Origin of the sequence: Marinomonas sp. TI.3.20, from assembly GCF_038155025.1 — a bacterium.
Classification (GTDB): Bacteria; Pseudomonadota; Gammaproteobacteria; order Pseudomonadales; family Marinomonadaceae; genus Marinomonas; species Marinomonas flavescens.
The window spans coordinates 1-17,078 of sequence record NZ_JBAKAS010000024.1 but is presented as its reverse complement, the minus strand read 5'-3'; the positions used below and the strand labels follow the sequence as shown (position 1 = coordinate 17,078).

The window sequence follows — 17,078 nt, the reverse complement described above, 5'->3', positions numbered from 1 at the left end:
GTTACCATCAGGGCAAACGCATGAACATTATTTAATCAACCCCATGACCTTGAATAGATACTCATCATCCCAGCCACAGGCTTTTCGTTTATTTTTAATGGTAATGATGATTCACCGAGTCAAAGGCAGAAGCTGAAAAATCCACTTGGAGTGATGATTATCGTGCTCAATTATTGTTTGGCTAAAAAAGAACAAATTATGCTCGATCCCTAGAGGTGAGGGTGAGTCTATCCCATTGCTTACGATATAAACCTCCGCTGGGTTAATAGAAGGGATCAATAAATTTTGCAAAACTTCCATGCTCAGACAAAGCAATTCCTTGAGAATATGGAATACCATGTTCACTTAGCTGATTTAATATATCGCTTGATGGTTCAACTCTCTGAGAAATTTGATTATCTTCTGGGATAAGTAGTACACGCATAGGCGATTTTTGAGTCCCTAAAGCCTCTTCACAGAAAGCAACTTCAGGCCAGTAATTTTTCATTTTTTGGCCGCCAATGACCCCTTTAACACCTAAAATAGATAGTAGAGCTATATTCGTAGGATTATCATACAATATCGTCGAGTTAGAGCTATAATCACATGGCTGTAACTCCCCAGAAGATGATAGACATCTAGCTTGCCTAGTACTTAAAAACTGATTTATTTTTTGTGTAATTGAGCTTTCTTTACATTGTCGGATAGCCATAATAAGCTGATCAAATGTTATATATAAAGTTTTATTCTCTAAAGATAGTCCAGCGGCTCTCTCTATACTTGTCATAATGGTAATATAGGACCATGCTCGATTGATACACCCAGAAGCTAAGAAAGATAACGACCTATCAAACTCACTCATATCAATAGCATCAATTTTTTCAATAGGTGGTTGAGAAAGTACTGTGACGTGCTTCTTTTTTTTGTTTCTTGTGAAAAGAGAAGCTTTTCTAACAATTTTATTTTTATCCAGATACCACCAAGCATAAGGTCGCCATCCTAGATCACCAAAATTATTATGACTTAGTACAACTCTAAGATGGAATACTGAATCATCATATTTTTGTAGGTGTCTTGCATACCAGCTAGCAGACACTTTTGGAAAAAAAATATTTGGGCTAGCATGAGGCAAAGTGACAATAAGACGAGAAGCCGTCAAAAACTGTTCTACTGTTTTAGAATCCAAACCAAATAGTTGCTGTAGCTTATTGTTTTTTCGATTAAGCAATAATGCTTGTTTAACAATATTTATACGTATTTCTTTTTCTAGATCATTCATTTTATTAAAACACCTTTATAAGTTAAAACTAGCCATGCCAGTCAGGCGTGAAAATCTTCCATATAACAAAAAACAATATAGATATAAATGACAAAGCGATCCATGCTGATTGGATACTAAAATAAGTTGTTATAATACCTGCTAAAATTGAAAAAGTTGTTTTTATAATAGACCCAGACGCATTTCTAAATATTGCATATTCAGAAACTTGTTCATTAAGAGGTATCTGATTTGTTTTTACCTGCATACAAATAATATGAGCTGTTGTTATCAACGAAAGAATAAAAACTAATATAGCCACACCATACGCTGAATGAATAAAAGCCAGAAGAATCGAAACTATACCAATAATTAAAAAACCATAATCTAAAATAAATCGACTCTTTACCTTTTCTGTTGACAAAAGAACACCGGCAATGAAACCACCTACCATACATAACACATCGAGCAGTGAGAAATATACTGGTTTATTCTCCACTATGCTGTCTGCTAAAGGTGCTAATATTGCATTAAGATATTGTAGTGTTCCACTGCTACATATAGAAAATAATATAAGTGTTTGTAGAGTTTTGTCAGAAAAAAAAGAAACCTTATAATTTCTATCAGTTATTTTTCCTTCACCCTTAAGTTTGACGAATAAAGGATCCCTAGTGACTTTATTAAGTTTTAAGACTGAAAAAATGGAGCAAAAGAACATGAAACATGAAATAATTGGCTCTAAGTAAAAAGTTTCTAAATTCAATATAATACCTGCAATACTAGCACCAATAGACAAGGATACAAGTCTATTTGAAGAGGCGATTTCTATTACTTTTTTACCCTCTTCCTTATTGAAAACTGTTTTAACGAGTAAGGAGAATGATGACTGATTAAATAGTTTTATAAGCGATAACAAAATTTGTGTTATAGAGATAATAGAAAGACTTATCAACTTATTGCTACTCAGACTGACTAGCATAAAGATTAATAAAATCATGGATAGCACCATAATTAGGGATCCTATTTGAATTTTTTTATATGGATCTCCTTTTGAAATCACCTTAGAAAAAGTAAAGCCAGCAATGGCAGAAGGTAGATAACCAGCAACAATTATCAAGCTAACGACCAATGGACTTTTTGTTAAGCTATATGTAAACCATATTGCAGTTACAGAATATATACCACTACCTGTGTAAAAGAAAAATATCAGAAGTTGATAATATATGTTTTTTTTATTTTTAAATAAAAACATCTCTTTCATAGACCACAACCGATCATGTTAGTCTCGAAAATTCATTTAGAACTTCATTTTCATTTTCGCAAGAAAAAAACATCCATTCATGATATACCAAGCTGCCTGTACTTCTATTTTCTTTATTATTTCTTAACGTTATTATTTTAGAAAAAAATGGGTTCAACTTTAACGAATGTCGTTTCAAAGAATCCTTTTTCGACAAACCAATTAAGCCACAATATGATGAATCCATAATTTCTGGTTTTTTTATATTTACATCTAAAGAAAGCGCTAATTTTACATATATGTCCCACATATCAACATTAAAAAAATAACTAATAGATTCCGTAATTCCACCACCACCAGGCCTCATTGCGATTTCTCCAAAATATAAATCACCCTGCTTTTCAAACAATTCAATATGAAAAACGCCTTGTTTAAGCCCAAGCTCTTTTAAAACAGAAATGACAATTTTTTTGGCTTTATTATAACGATAGTCAATCATTGGAAGATGAATGTTAGCATTAGATAAGGTTCCACTTTTAAGCCAAGGTCTAGCATACCTAGAAACCAAAAAAAACTCTAAACTTTCATCTACAAAATACCCATCACAATGTAGTTCAACGTCAACTGAAAGAAACTCCTCAACAATATAAATACCCTTATTATTTTTTAAATATATTACAGCCTCTTCTAAGGTCTTTTTAACAACACCAGTACTATTTGAACCATAAATCGGTTTAATAACAACCTCATCAGGAAGTAAGTCTCGATTCCCAGAGAGAGCCCTTTCTAAAAACTCTCCACTGTTCCAAAATTCAGGAAACGGAACGTTTCCTTTGAGACGCCTTCTCATAGCTAGTTTGTTTGAAACATAAGCACTAATTGAAGCATTAATACCAGAGGTCAAACCATACCTCATACGAAGCAATCCAGCAAATTGAATATGACTTTCAGAGCTTGCTATAATATAATCAAAAGGCGTTGTACACATTAGCGAATCTAGGTAGAGCAATGTTTTAGGTTCATAAGAAAAACCGATAGGGTTTTCATTTTCATCTAAAACATCAGTGTTCTTATGTAAAATAAAATAAAAATTAGAACAGTCAGGACGGCCTATTAAATCATATAATTTGGAACTCTCTTTATCCAGTAATAAAACTCGAATTTTCACACAAAAACTCCTGTTTCATTAAATGTAGCAATAGACCTAACTTTACGATCTAACTTTTCAAAAGAATCATCATTAACAATGATATAACCCGAGTTTTTATAGCTACCAGGTTGGTTTTCTTTCTCTTTTGATGAAAAATCAATATCTTTAGGTTTAAATTTATTTCGATAATCTGATTCCGTTTGAGAAAAGCTAGAGTGACTTTGTAGATAAATGAAAGCATGAGGCTGAATAAGATTCATAGGTAACTTATGATCTATTTTCAAACCTAAACAATATTCAAATTGAATATCAAACCAATCAATTCCATAGCTCATTTCTATAATTTCTGGTATCAACCCTCCTCCAATTCGAGAAGCACATTCACTAAATACCAAACCAGTGTCTGTATCAAAAAATTCTAAATGAAAAACAGTCGTGTCTACTTTAAGAGAGCGCATGACACTTAAAATAAGCTTAGAAGTATCACTATATAAATTTGCATGTTCAGTATGAGATAGAGTTTGTACAGCAACTGCTTTACCTTGATGATAATTAATCACATTGCTGTTATATTTACAAATAACAAACCAGACTAATTCATTATTTTTCCACAAACCATCAACACAGTATTCTTGTCCATAAATGATAGATTCGGCCACTATAGCCAAGTCAGAAATATCCCCATAGTTTTGTATAAATAGTTTGAATTCATTCTCGTTAGAAATAATCTGTGTTTTTTTACTTCCTGCCCCATTAGCTGGCTTTATAATAAAAGGATGCCCTAGAGATGAAACTATATCGTCATACAACATATCATGCTTTACATATATACACTTTGCACACTGCCATATGTCTTTAACCAGTGTTTTTTGAATATATTTATCTCTAAAATTGAGGAGGTCATAGTAGGACTTTGGGCCCGGTAATCCAAAGCAAGATCTTATTAAAGCAGCAGTAAACACTCCCTGCTCATGACCAGTCACCACACCATATAAGGATATATCTCTAAAAGAAGAGATCAGTCTTAATATTTCCTGGGCATCTTCAAGATCATTAACAATGTAATATTTTAAATTTTCTAATCCTTTTTTCACTTTTTTAACTAGCACAATGGGCGTAAAACCACGAGACAAAGCCTTATTAACCAGTGATTTTCGAAAACCTAAAAACAAGATATATTTTATATCATTCAAGATTATATCCTTATTTCGTATATGTGATGACCTTTAGAATTAAAAGGAATTCGTTTTAAAAAACCTAGCTCAGTAAAAAAACGTAAGTTACAAGCCAAAGAATCTCTAAGCACAATTTTTATAACATTAATGTTTTTTTTCTGTGCTTCTAGCATAAGAAATTTAACCATTTTTTTACCAAAACCTTTTCTCTGATAATCCTCTCTAATCGCTAAGTAACAAAAAGTAAAATAATCCTCTTCTATATAAGCCTTAACACAACCAATATCTTTATTATTCAAAGACATAACCCACCAATCAGAAATCCTTTCATGAATATCATTTTTTCTTACATTTAATGCTGACGGTTTAAACAGTATAGAAAATCTAGCAAAACTATTGTTCAAAATGTAATAAATATCTTCAGCATCATAAAAATCAGCAGGGCGAAATAATATCGATTTCAAAATCATCTTCTTTTAGATTTTAGTGAATATAAATAACTCACTGTGATATAGTATTTCCAATTTTCCGTCTTTTTCATATTCACTTATCAGCTCAGATAGCTGCTCAGTGAATACTTGGCCATGGACAGAAATTGCCCTCTGAGCTTGAGTGGAAGAACGGCTCATACCAATAAAAGCATCAGATGGAATCGTCATAAGCCAGTCATGTGAATGTAAAGCTATATCACTCTTTTCCCCAAAGCAGTCTTTCATCTCCTGCAAAAAATCAAACTTCCTATAATAACGAGAGTATCCAGAACTCATATCCTCCAAAAGAGACTCATATGCATCTAGAAAATCACTTTTTTCAAAATGCCGATTGTTTTGAAGAACAGCAAAAGCCCCCCCCGTATTAAGCCGACTATCAATTGCAGCCATTAAGCTTGGTCGATCCATCCACTGGAAAGACTGCGCTGAGACAGCCAAATCAATGCTAGAAAGCTCTAAAACAACGTCTTCAGCTTTGCCTTTATGCCAGTTGACATGCGGAAATTTCTTTTTCCCATGTTCAATCATGTCTGAGGAGATATCGATAGCATGGTACTGATGTGCTTCCCCTAAGGTATCAACCATAGATTCCAAAGCAATCCCTGTACCGGCACCAACATCAACAACTGTTAGGTTTTTACGATCCTGAAAAGGAGCTAAAAGTATCTGAAATAAAGCGAGAGGATAACGAGGTCTATTGCGGTCATAGTCCTCGGCCAATCCATCAAATTTTTCATTTTTCTCTTGCTTAATCTTCATAATGATAATCCTTTTTTTGTTGCATATTATGACTAACATAATTAAGAATTCCGCCGACTTCTAATATTTTTATCATAAAGTTTGAAGGTGGAAGGAATGAATATATTTTATTACCTTTGGTTAATACGCCATTTATTAAATCAATTTCTACTTCTTCATATTCACTAAGCTCACACTTTTGAATCTGAATAGCAATTAACCCTAAATTCCATGCATTACGGTAGAAAATTCTACCAAATTCAGGAGCAATAACCGCTTTAATCCCCTTCGCTAGCATTGAACTCACCGCCTGCTCTCTAGAGCTACCTATACCAAATATACCATCACAAACGATAAAATCATGACTATGAACAGTTTCAGCAAAGCCTGGGCGAAAATTTTCAAATATGTGAGGAGCCAATTGTTCTGGTTCTGTATACATATGTTTATATTTAGCAGGTATGATATCGTCCGTAGAGACATCACCAGAGATATTTCTAACTCTAAGATTAGTTAACATTATTTAAGGTAACTCCAATAGGGTTGGTATTCTTCCTAAAGTCGCAGCTTTTGCTGCAATTATCGGTGTGGATAAGTGAATAAATGCATCAGGATTTCCCATTCTTCCTTTAAAGTTACGATTCATAGTGCTCAGTACATTCATACCACTAGCAGGAATAGTACCTTGTGTTCCAACACATGACCCACAACCAGGAGGAGATACTATCGCCCCAGACTCGATGAAACATTTGATATATCCTTTTTCAAGAGCCTTTATATATATATCCTTGGACCCAGGAGAGATAATAAAATGCACTTGAGAATGAACTTTATTATTCTTGAGAACTTTTGCGACATCGGCTAAATCTTCAAGTCTGCTATTAGTACAACTGCCTACAAAGACATAATCTATTTTCGTGCCTGCAGCTTGCCCTAGAGGAACAACATTTTTTGGGTTATGTGGCATTGAAATCACAGGCTCAATTTCTTCCATGTTGACAACAATTTCCTTGTCGGAATCCAATACTTCGATTAAAGACATGTCATCTTCAGATTCCTTATTAGGAGGTAAAAACATGCATTTTGCACCGAGTTCAACCCCTAAACTTGCTAAACTACAAGCCGCATCCATTGATAAGTCCTCTATCCATTCGCCAGACCATTCAATAGATTTATAAAGAAATGGACTCTGCCCATATTTGGATAATAGGTGAAAAACAAGATCACGTGATCGTACATGCTTGTTAGACTTACCTTTCGTCGTTATCCATACGGTATCTGGAACTTTCAGCCAAGTTTTACCAGTAACCATTGCGGCAGCAACATCGGATGCCCCCATACCAAGAGCCAAAGCTTGAACAGCTCCTCCAGTACAAGTATGAGAGTCCGCTCCTAGTACGATATTATTAGGCCGGAACCATTTGTTCTCAATTGCAAGCACATGACTAATTCCTTCTCCTTGCTCGAATACCTGTATGCCCAGTTTATTTGCAAATGCCCGAGCTTCGACTAAACGATCTGACATAATGCTATTTGGCACTAATACAGAATGGTCGAAAAAAAACCCCACCCTCTCTTTGGAAAAAACACTATTAAAATTATACTTATCGAATAAGCTTGCAATGGTTGGTGAGTTTCCATCCTGCACATAAACCCTATCAACATCAACAGTAACAAGTTCACCCGCACGGACAGATTGCCCCTCCGAATGAGAGGCAATAATTTGATTTACAAGGGGGGCTAACTCAGACATAGTTAACTTCCTGTAGTAATGTGTTGTAAATGTTAAGTAACTCTTTTGGTGTGACCTCTCCCTGTTTTTCGATTGATAAATCACGAACTCTTGCTAAACAGTCTTCAAGAATATTTTCTTCGGCAATGGAAACACCTTGATCTTCAAGAAAGTATCGTAAAACAGCTCTTCCAGAATGTTTACCGATACAAAGCTTACGACTATTTCCAACGATATCGGGAGAAAAAGGCTCAAAGGTACGGCTGTTTTTTAGCATCCCTTTAGTATGAATACCAGATTCATGAGCAAAGACATTAGAACCGATAATGGGTTGCCATGGTGGCAACTGTTGATTACAGGCATTTGCAACAAGATGAGACAGACTTGTTAAATGAGAAGCGTCAATGCCAGTATCAACACTATAAAGCTCTCTCAATGACATTACCGTTTGGGCTAAGTCAGGCATACCTGCCCGTTCACCTATACCATTGATACAGCAGTGGAAGTATTTAGCCCCAGCTTCTAAGCCAGCTAATGTGTTAGCAACAGCAAGGCCAAAGTCATTATGACAATGGCATTGTGTATCAATTGCACAAACATCCGAAACAGCTTTTACCTTAGATGCATAAGATACGCTATTTAAAATCCCAATCGTATCGGATAACCTAAGACGGTCAGCACCAGCTTCATGTACAGCAATAGCGTATTCTTGGAGGAAATTTATATCTGTTCGGCCAACATCTTCAGCACTAATGGAAACAAAACATCCTTTATCCTTAGCATATTTAACTAAGTCTGTAGCAGACTTTAATAACCAAGACTTACTTTTTCCAACACTATGCTTTAAATGAATATCGGATGTAGGTAAGCCAATATGTATAGCATTAAATCCTAAAGAAGTTGTATATTTGATGTCCTCAAGGACACCTCTATTCCAACCGATAATATTTACTTCTTGTTTTCGCTCTAAAATTTCCTTCAGAGCAATTACTTCTTTTCCTTTCATTGCAGGAATGCCAGCTTCAATCCATTTAACACCAGCATCGGCCAAAGCATTAAAAATACGAACTTTATTCTCTGGAGAGAATGCAACACCAGGAGCCTGCTCGCCATCTCTTAAAGTAGTATCTTCTAAAATAATATTTTGATTAATCATATCATCACCCTTATGTTTTAGTATTTTTTACACGTTTATTTCACACATTAATATAAGAACTATTAGGTCTTTTTAGCCCCAACTTATTCCTTAATGTACCTTTCTTATATTCATTTTTATACACGCCCATTTTTTGAAGTTCAGGAATAACACCCGAAACAAAATCAGATAAACAGCCAAGCATACTTGGAGGCATTACATTAAAACCATCACAAGCTTGTGATTGAAACCATGACATCATCTCTTCTGCAACTTGCTTATATGATCCGATAATATTGAAATGGGCACGAGAAATTATGACTTTTTTATAAAGTTGCTCAAGTGTTAAAGGGCCATTTTTATTAAATCTTTCAATTAGCTTTTGACGGCTAGTATTTCCATTTGATTCTGGTAAAGAAGGTAAAGGCTCATTTAGTGAAAATCCACTTAGATCTATACCTCCAAGCAGATCTGATAACATTGATAAACCAAATTTTGGATGAATTAGTTCCTGAAATTGATCAAACTTTTCTTTTGCTTCAGACTCAGTTTTAGCTGTAAATGGACAAATTCCTGGCATAATTAAAACATCCTTATTTAATCGATCAACGTTAGCCAGTCTATTTTTTAAGCGCGAATAAAAATCTTGAGCTAGTGACATATCTGTTTGAGCAGTAAACACAACTTCTGCCGTTTTTGCTGCTAAGTCCATTCCAGCTTCAGATGAGCCTGCTTGTACAATGATTGGATATCCTTGAGGAGGCCGAGAAATATTTAGGGGCCCACGAACAGAGAAAAACTCTCCTTCATGTTTCAGCTCATGCATACCATTTTTGTTAAAAAAGATACCGCTGGACTTATCTCTTAAAAAAGCATCATCATCCCAACTATCCCAAAGTCCAGTAATAACTTTGAATGCCTCAGCGGCTTTTTGATAACGAATTGCATGCTCTGGATGTTGTTCAAGACCATAATTAAATGCGGCATCTGATTTAGAAGATGTAACTAAATTCCATGCAGCTCTTCCTTTACTAATTAAGTCTAAAGATGCGAACTCACGAGCAATATCGTAGGGAGGCTTATAAGTTGTTGATGCCGTTGCAACCAAGCCAATATTAGTAGTCACCATTGCAAGGGAGGAAAGTAAAGTAAGAGGCTCAAATACAACAACTCGACTTCCATATCCATTTAGATCATCTCTGAATACAGATGGAGTATCTGATAGAAAAATAAAATCAAACAGTCCTTTCTCTGCTTCTTGAGCAAATTCTACATAACGATCAATATTTTGAGCTCCATCTGCAGCAACTCTTGCATCACGCCAAGCCGCTGGATGATGTCCTGTACCGTAGGAAATATAAGCTCCTAAAACCATGTGTTTAGGCTTATTCATATATATCACTCCTTAATACATTATTAGTCAACACGCTACCTGATGTTTATTTATTCAAATGCATTCAATATTTTTTTTACCTCCACACATTTGGACTCAACATCAGAAGCCATACCAGTCTTCAATAGTTGTATTGCGGTATCTTCCATTGCTTTATAGGAAGAACGAATTAGATGGTTTGCATAAATAATAATATTAAAGCCAGCATCAAATAGCCATGAGGGTGGTGTATCTAAATAAGTGGTTGGTACACAGATCAAAGGAATGAAAGGAAATTTCTTACGAAATTGATGAGCAAAACAAATAACTTCATCAGCACTTTTTTTACAACTGTGAATCATTATTCCATCGGCGCCAGCATGAACATATCTCTCAGCTCGTGTCAAAGCATCATCCATTGGCATACCAGCAATTAGGCTCTCTATTCTGGCGAATATTTGTAGATCATTGTATTTTAGAGATTTTTTACCCGCCATAATTTTTTCAGAAAAAACATTAATATCTTCCAACTGTTGATAGACACTATTACCAAATAAAGAATTTTTTTTCTGCCCCGTCTTATCTTCAATAATAACGGCAGAAATACCGATTCTTTCCATCATTCTAATATTTTTTTCGAAATGAGGGATGTCTCCTCCGGTATCAGCATCAAAAATTATAGGTTTGGAAGTAAACTCCATCATGTCATGAACATGTTTAATACGAGAGCGGAGATCTAGATACTCAGTATCTGGAAATCCGTTAAGAGCTGAGTCAGATAGGGAACTAGACCAAATACCATCAAAACTCAAAGGAAAACCTTCATTATCAGGTATATTTATTGAGTCAATAATATGTGCAGAAAGCGGGCTATGAGCTTCTATGAAAAAAAGGTTTTTTTTATGGCTTAATAATTTCTTTTGCATGATACTTCTCCCGTGAATGTTTCAAAAATATGGTTACATTACAAAAACAAGAAATAACCTGTTAATTTAGGCGAACATATTTTATTAACATCTTGTAAAAATAAATATTTCTGAAAAGCTTTCTTAAAGAAGTACATCTGTCGATATATGAAGTCAACAAAAAATAAACATATTACAAAAAAATTACATTGCAATTTTTTTGTCAGGAAAGATCTCATAATACGTATTAAAAATCTTTTTTTTTTACTTTTTTTGTTAATATGGCAAAAAACATATGTTTTTCCCATCTGGTATTTTCTGTTATTGGCACAGGAAGGAGAGTTTAAACATCTTTGAATAGAGTATCTTACAGAACTCACAGTCGACTAAGTTGCCATTAACTTAAAGAATGGAAAAAAGACATTGAGTCTATTTCTGGTGCCAAAGCCAGCTTTCCGATCATCGCAGATGAATCCTTAACGGTGTCAAAAGCTCTTGATATGCTACCTGCCGATGCTTACTTGCCCGATGGTCGCACCGCGGCAAACTCAGCCAGCGTGCGAGTGGTATTTATCATTAGCCCAGACAAGAAGCTGCAATTATCCATGACTTATCCAATGTCTGTGGGACGTAATTTTGCCGAAGTGTTGCGTGCACTGGATGCTCTACAAGCAAGCTACGGCGTACCGATTGCCATGCCAGCCAACTGGACCGTTGGAGAAGACGTTATCGTGGCTCTGTCCTTAAATGACGAACAGGCCAAAGAAAAATTTGGCGAAGTAAACGCGGTACTGCCTTACCTTCGTATGGCGAAAATGCCCTCTTAGTCTCAAAAACTAAGACGCAATTCACCAAACGCTACGAAAACCAGATCAGTTGCCTGCTCTGTTTTTTTTATTCTCAACACCCCTCTTTGAAATTTAATGTCTCTCACTAAAGCGCACAATAACAAAACAAAACCCAACACCAAAATGGGGCAAGAAACCCCCTCTCACAGCAAACGCACCCTGCATCTGGCCTAGCGCGGCTACCTAAATCATAAAAAATTTTGCCATTTCTACCATAACCAAACCCTAGTATCAGAACGCTGTTTGAATTATTACTTTTAAATAACTCAAGTGCTAACCGAGCTGAGTTAAAAGGCTCAAATCCCCACATGCTCTGTTTGGCTTTAAAGTTATTTTCCCAAAATTCTGACTTATTACTCATCATCAATCCTTTTATCTCAGCTCTTGAATTAACTGATGATGAGCTCCAACACCCGCCATTACACCTGAAGCTGAAGCAAAGGTCGCATTTTGCATTGGATTAGCAATATCGCCAGCGGCAAAAACCCCTGCAATTGTAGTTTGTTTAAAATCATCAGTGACAACTACCGCCCCTAAAGGGCCTTCACTAAAATCACAACCTAATGTTTCAGGAATGGGACTTGCCATAAACGTTTTAGGGCCAACATATAAACCACCTATTTTTATAAGGCGACCATCGGCTAGTTTTACACTAGATACGTCAACACCATCTCCTAGGATTTCTACAATAGGTGTATCTTCAAATATTACCCCACGTTGCTGTAAAAATATTTTCTGTTCAGCATCTGGTAAATACTCACCCTGAGAAAAGTAAGTAGTTACACCCCAGTCAGGGGTCATTCCTGCTTGATGTAAGGACATTTGGCTTGTTGCGATAACACCCAATTCACGATTTCGTAATTCGTAACCATGGCAATAAGGACAATGCACAACCGTTTTCCCCCAGCGCGATTTAATTCCTTTTATATCAGGTAATACATCTTTTAACCCTGTGGCGATGATTAATTTTTTGCAGCTTAATTCACTTTGATTATTAATTTTAACGGTAAAGCCATCATTTACTTTAACCACGCCAGTTACCTCTGCTTCAACAATGTTTACAGTGTTGTAAGCCAGTAATTGTTGCCATGTTTTTTGTTTAATTGCTTTTGGACTATGACCATCTAAGCCAAAAAAACCATGAGAATGTTCCGCAAAACGGTTTCGTGGTTTACCACCGTCGACCACGGTAACCTTGCGCTGTGCACGAACCAATTGCATTGCAGCTGAAATCCCTGCAAAACTACCACCAATAATAATGACATCTTGTTGCATATAATTCTCCGTTTTTTTTACATAAACCCAACTCATGAAACATATTAAGTTACATGAGTTGATAAAGTCAACACATGAAACATCAAAAGTTTCGTGATGCTCATTTTAGTGATATAGTTTTGCTAAGTAAAAAATTAAAAATGATTGAGTTTTATGAGAAAAGACAGCCGACTATCACGAATGCTTCATATTTTGATCCACATGGATCACATGGAAGAAGCTGCAACCTCTGATCACATAGCAACGATACTCAATACCAACCCAGTTGTGGTAAGACGTACAATGGGCTGTTTACGTGAGCATAACTATGTTACTTCTTTAAAAGGTCATGGTGGTGGGTGGCGTTTAAATGTGGCACTAGAAGATATAACTTTGTTGGATATTCACAATGCGTTAGGTGAAAGTTCTGTATTTACCATAGGGTTAGGTGATGAGCATACAGAGTGTCTTATTGAAGAAGCCGTAAATAGAGAATTAGCTAGTGCACTCGAAGCTGCAGAAGCATTATTGCTAAAACGTTTTGGTGATATCAGTTTAGCTATGCTAGCTAAAGATTTTAATACTTGATATGTGTTTGGGGTTTTAATTGAAAAGCACATTAGATGTAATACACTATTTTATCTATATTTAAAAAAGACTAATGACTGCTTAGTTGGATTACTTGTTGCTAGATAAACCAATTCTAACGTCAGCTATCGTATTAAAGTGATCGTTCAGAGACAATACGCCACTAGCAGCTTAGAGCGATCTACGGACGCTCAGACGTTGGCATATATTAGCTGTTTAAACCTAAATAAACTTTTCCTCGATTTTAAATGATTAAAAATGAACAATTAAATTGTTAAACCTTAGTTAAAATAGATTGAATCCATTCAGCGAAAACTCGAAATGACGGATTTAAATGCTTGCTTTGAGGGTAAACGAGGGATAGAGGTATAACCGGAGACTGGTATTGTTCAAGAACTGGTATAAATTTACCATTGTCTATATAGGGTTGTGCTAAATAGCTAGCGATGCGAATCAAACCTAAGCCCTGCAACCCACAGTTTATGAAAGTATCAGTATCATTAACCTTCAGTGTTTCCTGCATTTTAACCTTGACGTTTTCTTCGTTATCAACAAAGTGCCAACTAATCGAACGGCCAGAGCTTTGGCTAAGGTAGCCTATAGAATGATGCTTATTTAACTCATCTAAATTTTCGGGTCTTCCATAGTGTTTGATATAGGTTGGCGATGCGACAACAACCCAAGTTGAAGTAATAAGTGGACGCGCAACGAGCGATGTTGAGTCTTCAATTTCTCCAGAACGAATGACACAGTCGTAGCCATCATGAAATAAGTCTACATTCTTATCACTTGTACAAAGTAATAGCTCAAGATCTGGGTATTTATCAATAAACTGGCTAATTTCGGGTAAAATAGAATGATGCGCTAAGGACGTCGGCATACTAACCTTCAGCCTACCGTTTGGCTTTCCAGCTTTATTTGGGAAATTTGATTCTATTGCTGATATTTCCGCGAGTAAATGTCGGCATTGTGTTGCATAGCTCTCACCGTCAGGTGTAACACTAAGCTTACGTGTGGTTCGCTGCAACAACTTTACCCCTAAATAGTCTTCCATCTCCTTTATAATTCTGGATACAGTTGATTTAGGCATATTCAGTGCTTCTGCTGCCTTACCGAAATGCTTTGTATCTACGACCTGCACAAATACTTTCATACCTTCAAAACGATCCATTACCCCTCCATTATCCCATAATAAAGAATAGTCCAACCTATAATTGGCTATTATCACAGAAATAAATCTAAATTACACTCTAACTCGAAACAATTAATGGAGATAAACGATTTTATGAATCACAAGTTAAACGTAGATGTATCAAAAATACTTGTTATGGGAGCTGGTCAGCTTGGTCTAGCGGTTCTTAATGCTTTACATCCTAGAGTGTCTGCATTAGGTGGGGACATAACTGTTTTAGTTGCTCCTGGTTCCATCGAAGATGAAGCAACACCAGTTGACGAGTCATTAAAGAAGTTTGCAGCAAAAGGGATGAAATTTAAGGCTTTTGATTTAAGTAATATTAGTCATGAAGCGTTAGTTGCCTTTTTTTCTGAGTTTAATACTGTTATCAATTGCAGCGGTTTTGTTGCTGGACTTGGTACTCAGACGAAAATTACCCAAGCAGTTATTGAAGCGGGTGTTGCGCGGTACTTCCCATGGCAGTTTGGTGTAGATTATGACGTTGTAGGTATAGGAAGTGGTCAACCGGTATTCGATGAACAGTATGAGGTTAGATCTATTTTACGTCAGCAGCAAAGTACAGAGTGGGTCATTGTCTCTACAGGAATGTTTACGAGTTTTCTATTCGAACCCGCTTTTGATGCAGTCAACCTAGAAGAGGGGTATATCAATGCACTCGGTGGTTGGGATAATAAAGTCACGGTCACCAGCCCTGAAGATATTGGTAAGCTAACCACTGAAATATTATTAGAATCACCACGAATCATTAATGAAGTCGTATTTGTTGCCGGCGATACTATTAGTTATGGTGAATTAGCTAATCTAGTTGATAGCATCAGTAATAAGCCTATCGCACGCAATGTCCTCAGTTTAGAGAGCCTGCAAAGTGAGCTGACTAAAAAACCTGATGACCAAATGCTAAGGTATCGAGCAGCATTTGCTCTTGGTGATGGCATGTGGTGGAACATGGAGAAAACATACAATTTTAAAAAAGGAATTGAAACTCAAGATACTGAGCAATGGATGAATACTCATATAAGCTAATTATTTATTACAGTTGTATTACTCCCTTGATCATGAGTTACCCAATTCAGTAACTTGAACAGCTAGGGCCGATTAAACTGGCCTTAGCATATTTACTTTTGCTTCACTTATTGTGATGAATCAGATGCTTTTAAAGTTGATCAGGTCTAGGTTCGTTCAACAATTAGCTTTGCAATTGAGCTGAACTTTTCAGCGCAAGTCTCTCTGAATTAATTTTGCTACAGATTAAATGAGGTATTAAACAATTTTGACATGAAAAGGTTTTCGGTTGATGTTGGGATATTTAGGGCCGCGTCTTGCATTGTGCACATTGTAGATGATGAACGTCCACTTCTGGCTAGTTGAAGAAGTCTCTAATGATCACTAGCTTAATGTTAACAAAGATACGAAACCGGACGTTCCTCAGTGATTATCTTGTTTAGTGATAGAAAAGTGATAAACCAGCCACATTATTGACTGATCTTTTAGCATTGCAGTTTTTGGATTTATAGCTATTTGTCGTTTATTGAAAGCATTAAACTCTGTTGCCCCATCTTCATACCGTGTAATAACATTGCTCAAAGCCTCAATAATGATCAGGTTATCATCATAGTGCTCTATCAAGTCTTCTAAAAGTATGATGGCTTGTTGGTGCTCATCAGAGTTTGATATACCATTCAGAATAGGTAACTGGGTTAGTATAGCTTTGGCCATTTGTGTTATTTCGTTTGTCACTAACATTTCATTTCCCTGTGTTTGCTAGGATAGATTCAAGCAGGATTGACCTTTAGCGGTAACTGGATAAAAGCTCTATTAATCTGGATCAAATCGTTCCGTATCTTCAATAATATTTTTCCGGTCTGTCATAAAGTCAGGGTCCGCTTTTGCCTGGTATGGACCCACTTTCATAGACATCTCATAGCTATATAATAATAGGTAAAAATGAGGTGAATTATGAGTGGAAAACGTTATACCGATGAGTTCAAAATTGAAGCCGTTAAACAAGTCACTGAGCG

Annotated in this window: 18 protein-coding genes; 3 read left to right on the top strand and 15 right to left on the bottom strand. The window is 36.0% G+C overall.

Translation table 11 applies throughout. The features are described 5' to 3' along the window. Positions 1-262 precede the first annotated feature (262 nt). Genes V6259_RS17560 through aepX form a run of 11 tightly spaced genes read right to left on the bottom strand, consistent with a single transcriptional unit; the run spans position 263 to position 11,196 of the window. Complete coding sequence (locus V6259_RS17560) at positions 263-1,258, bottom strand: hypothetical protein (RefSeq protein WP_341585635.1); 996 nt, start codon at positions 1,256-1,258, stop codon at positions 263-265. Positions 1,259-1,286: 28 nt separating this feature from the next. Then, the gene (locus V6259_RS17555; protein WP_341585634.1) at positions 1,287-2,498 is read right to left on the bottom strand and encodes an MFS transporter; all 1,212 of its coding nucleotides are present in this window, start codon (positions 2,496-2,498) and stop codon (positions 1,287-1,289) included. Between the two features lie 13 nt (positions 2,499-2,511). Beyond that, the gene (locus V6259_RS17550) at positions 2,512-3,645 is read right to left on the bottom strand and encodes an ATP-grasp domain-containing protein (RefSeq protein WP_341585633.1); all 1,134 of its coding nucleotides are present in this window, start codon (positions 3,643-3,645) and stop codon (positions 2,512-2,514) included. Continuing rightward, positions 3,642-4,820, bottom strand: coding sequence for an ATP-grasp domain-containing protein (locus V6259_RS17545; RefSeq protein WP_341585632.1), 1,179 nt, complete (start codon positions 4,818-4,820; stop codon positions 3,642-3,644). The genes V6259_RS17550 and V6259_RS17545 overlap by 4 nt, the downstream gene beginning before the upstream one ends. A gap of 2 nt (positions 4,821-4,822) precedes the next feature. Next, positions 4,823-5,266, bottom strand: a complete 444-nt coding sequence (locus V6259_RS17540) for a GNAT family N-acetyltransferase (protein WP_341585631.1) — start codon at positions 5,264-5,266, stop codon at positions 4,823-4,825. 12 nt (positions 5,267-5,278) lie between these two features. Beyond that, entirely contained in the window at positions 5,279-6,052 is a 774-nt protein-coding gene (locus V6259_RS17535; protein WP_341585630.1) for a class I SAM-dependent methyltransferase, read from the bottom strand. Then, on the bottom strand, positions 6,042-6,551 hold the full coding sequence (locus V6259_RS17530; RefSeq protein ID WP_341585629.1) for a LeuD/DmdB family oxidoreductase small subunit: 510 nt from the start codon (positions 6,549-6,551) through the stop codon (positions 6,042-6,044). Before V6259_RS17530 ends, V6259_RS17535 begins: the two co-directional genes overlap by 11 nt. 3 nt (positions 6,552-6,554) lie before the next feature. Then, complete coding sequence (locus tag V6259_RS17525; RefSeq protein ID WP_341585628.1) at positions 6,555-7,784, bottom strand: 3-isopropylmalate dehydratase large subunit; 1,230 nt, start codon at positions 7,782-7,784, stop codon at positions 6,555-6,557. Next, positions 7,777-8,919, bottom strand: coding sequence for a homocitrate synthase/isopropylmalate synthase family protein (locus V6259_RS17520; RefSeq protein WP_341585627.1), 1,143 nt, complete (start codon positions 8,917-8,919; stop codon positions 7,777-7,779). Before V6259_RS17520 ends, V6259_RS17525 begins: the two co-directional genes overlap by 8 nt. A 40-nt stretch (positions 8,920-8,959) precedes the next feature. Then, positions 8,960-10,291, bottom strand: coding sequence for an LLM class flavin-dependent oxidoreductase (locus V6259_RS17515; RefSeq protein WP_341585626.1), 1,332 nt, complete (start codon positions 10,289-10,291; stop codon positions 8,960-8,962). 50 nt (positions 10,292-10,341) lie between these two features. Continuing rightward, positions 10,342-11,196: a phosphoenolpyruvate mutase gene (gene aepX, locus V6259_RS17510; protein ID WP_341585625.1), complete on the bottom strand. Its 855-nt coding sequence runs from the start codon at positions 11,194-11,196 to the stop codon at positions 10,342-10,344. A gap of 461 nt (positions 11,197-11,657) precedes the next feature. Here aepX and V6259_RS17505 point away from each other — a divergent pair, with 461 nt between their 5' ends. After that, positions 11,658-12,002, top strand: a complete 345-nt coding sequence (locus V6259_RS17505; protein ID WP_445928516.1) for a hypothetical protein — start codon at positions 11,658-11,660, stop codon at positions 12,000-12,002. Between the two features lie 393 nt (positions 12,003-12,395). Here V6259_RS17505 and V6259_RS17500 read toward each other — a convergent pair whose 3' ends face one another. Further along, a complete protein-coding gene (locus V6259_RS17500; protein WP_341585624.1) occupies positions 12,396-13,298 on the bottom strand; it encodes an NAD(P)/FAD-dependent oxidoreductase in 903 nt (300 codons plus the stop codon). 153 nt (positions 13,299-13,451) lie between these two features. Between V6259_RS17500 and V6259_RS17495 the strand changes: the two genes are divergently transcribed. Beyond that, the gene (locus tag V6259_RS17495; RefSeq protein WP_341585623.1) at positions 13,452-13,865 is read left to right on the top strand and encodes an RrF2 family transcriptional regulator; all 414 of its coding nucleotides are present in this window, start codon (positions 13,452-13,454) and stop codon (positions 13,863-13,865) included. A 274-nt stretch (positions 13,866-14,139) separates the two neighbouring features. Here the strand turns inward: V6259_RS17495 and V6259_RS17490 are convergent, their stop codons facing one another. Next, positions 14,140-15,036, bottom strand: coding sequence for a LysR family transcriptional regulator (locus V6259_RS17490; RefSeq protein ID WP_341585622.1), 897 nt, complete (start codon positions 15,034-15,036; stop codon positions 14,140-14,142). Positions 15,037-15,150: 114 nt separating this feature from the next. Between V6259_RS17490 and V6259_RS17485 the strand changes: the two genes are divergently transcribed. Next, entirely contained in the window at positions 15,151-16,083 is a 933-nt protein-coding gene (locus V6259_RS17485; protein ID WP_341585621.1) for an aromatic alcohol reductase, read from the top strand. Positions 16,084-16,485: 402 nt separating this feature from the next. On the opposite strand, the gene V6259_RS17480 is transcribed toward V6259_RS17485, so the two are convergent. Together V6259_RS17480 and V6259_RS17475 are read right to left on the bottom strand one after the other, a co-directional pair. Then, complete coding sequence (locus tag V6259_RS17480; protein WP_341585620.1) at positions 16,486-16,803, bottom strand: hypothetical protein; 318 nt, start codon at positions 16,801-16,803, stop codon at positions 16,486-16,488. Positions 16,804-16,875: 72 nt separating this feature from the next. Beyond that, a partial coding sequence (locus tag V6259_RS17475; RefSeq protein ID WP_341585619.1) for a hypothetical protein occupies positions 16,876-17,078 on the bottom strand: 203 nt, incomplete at its 5' end.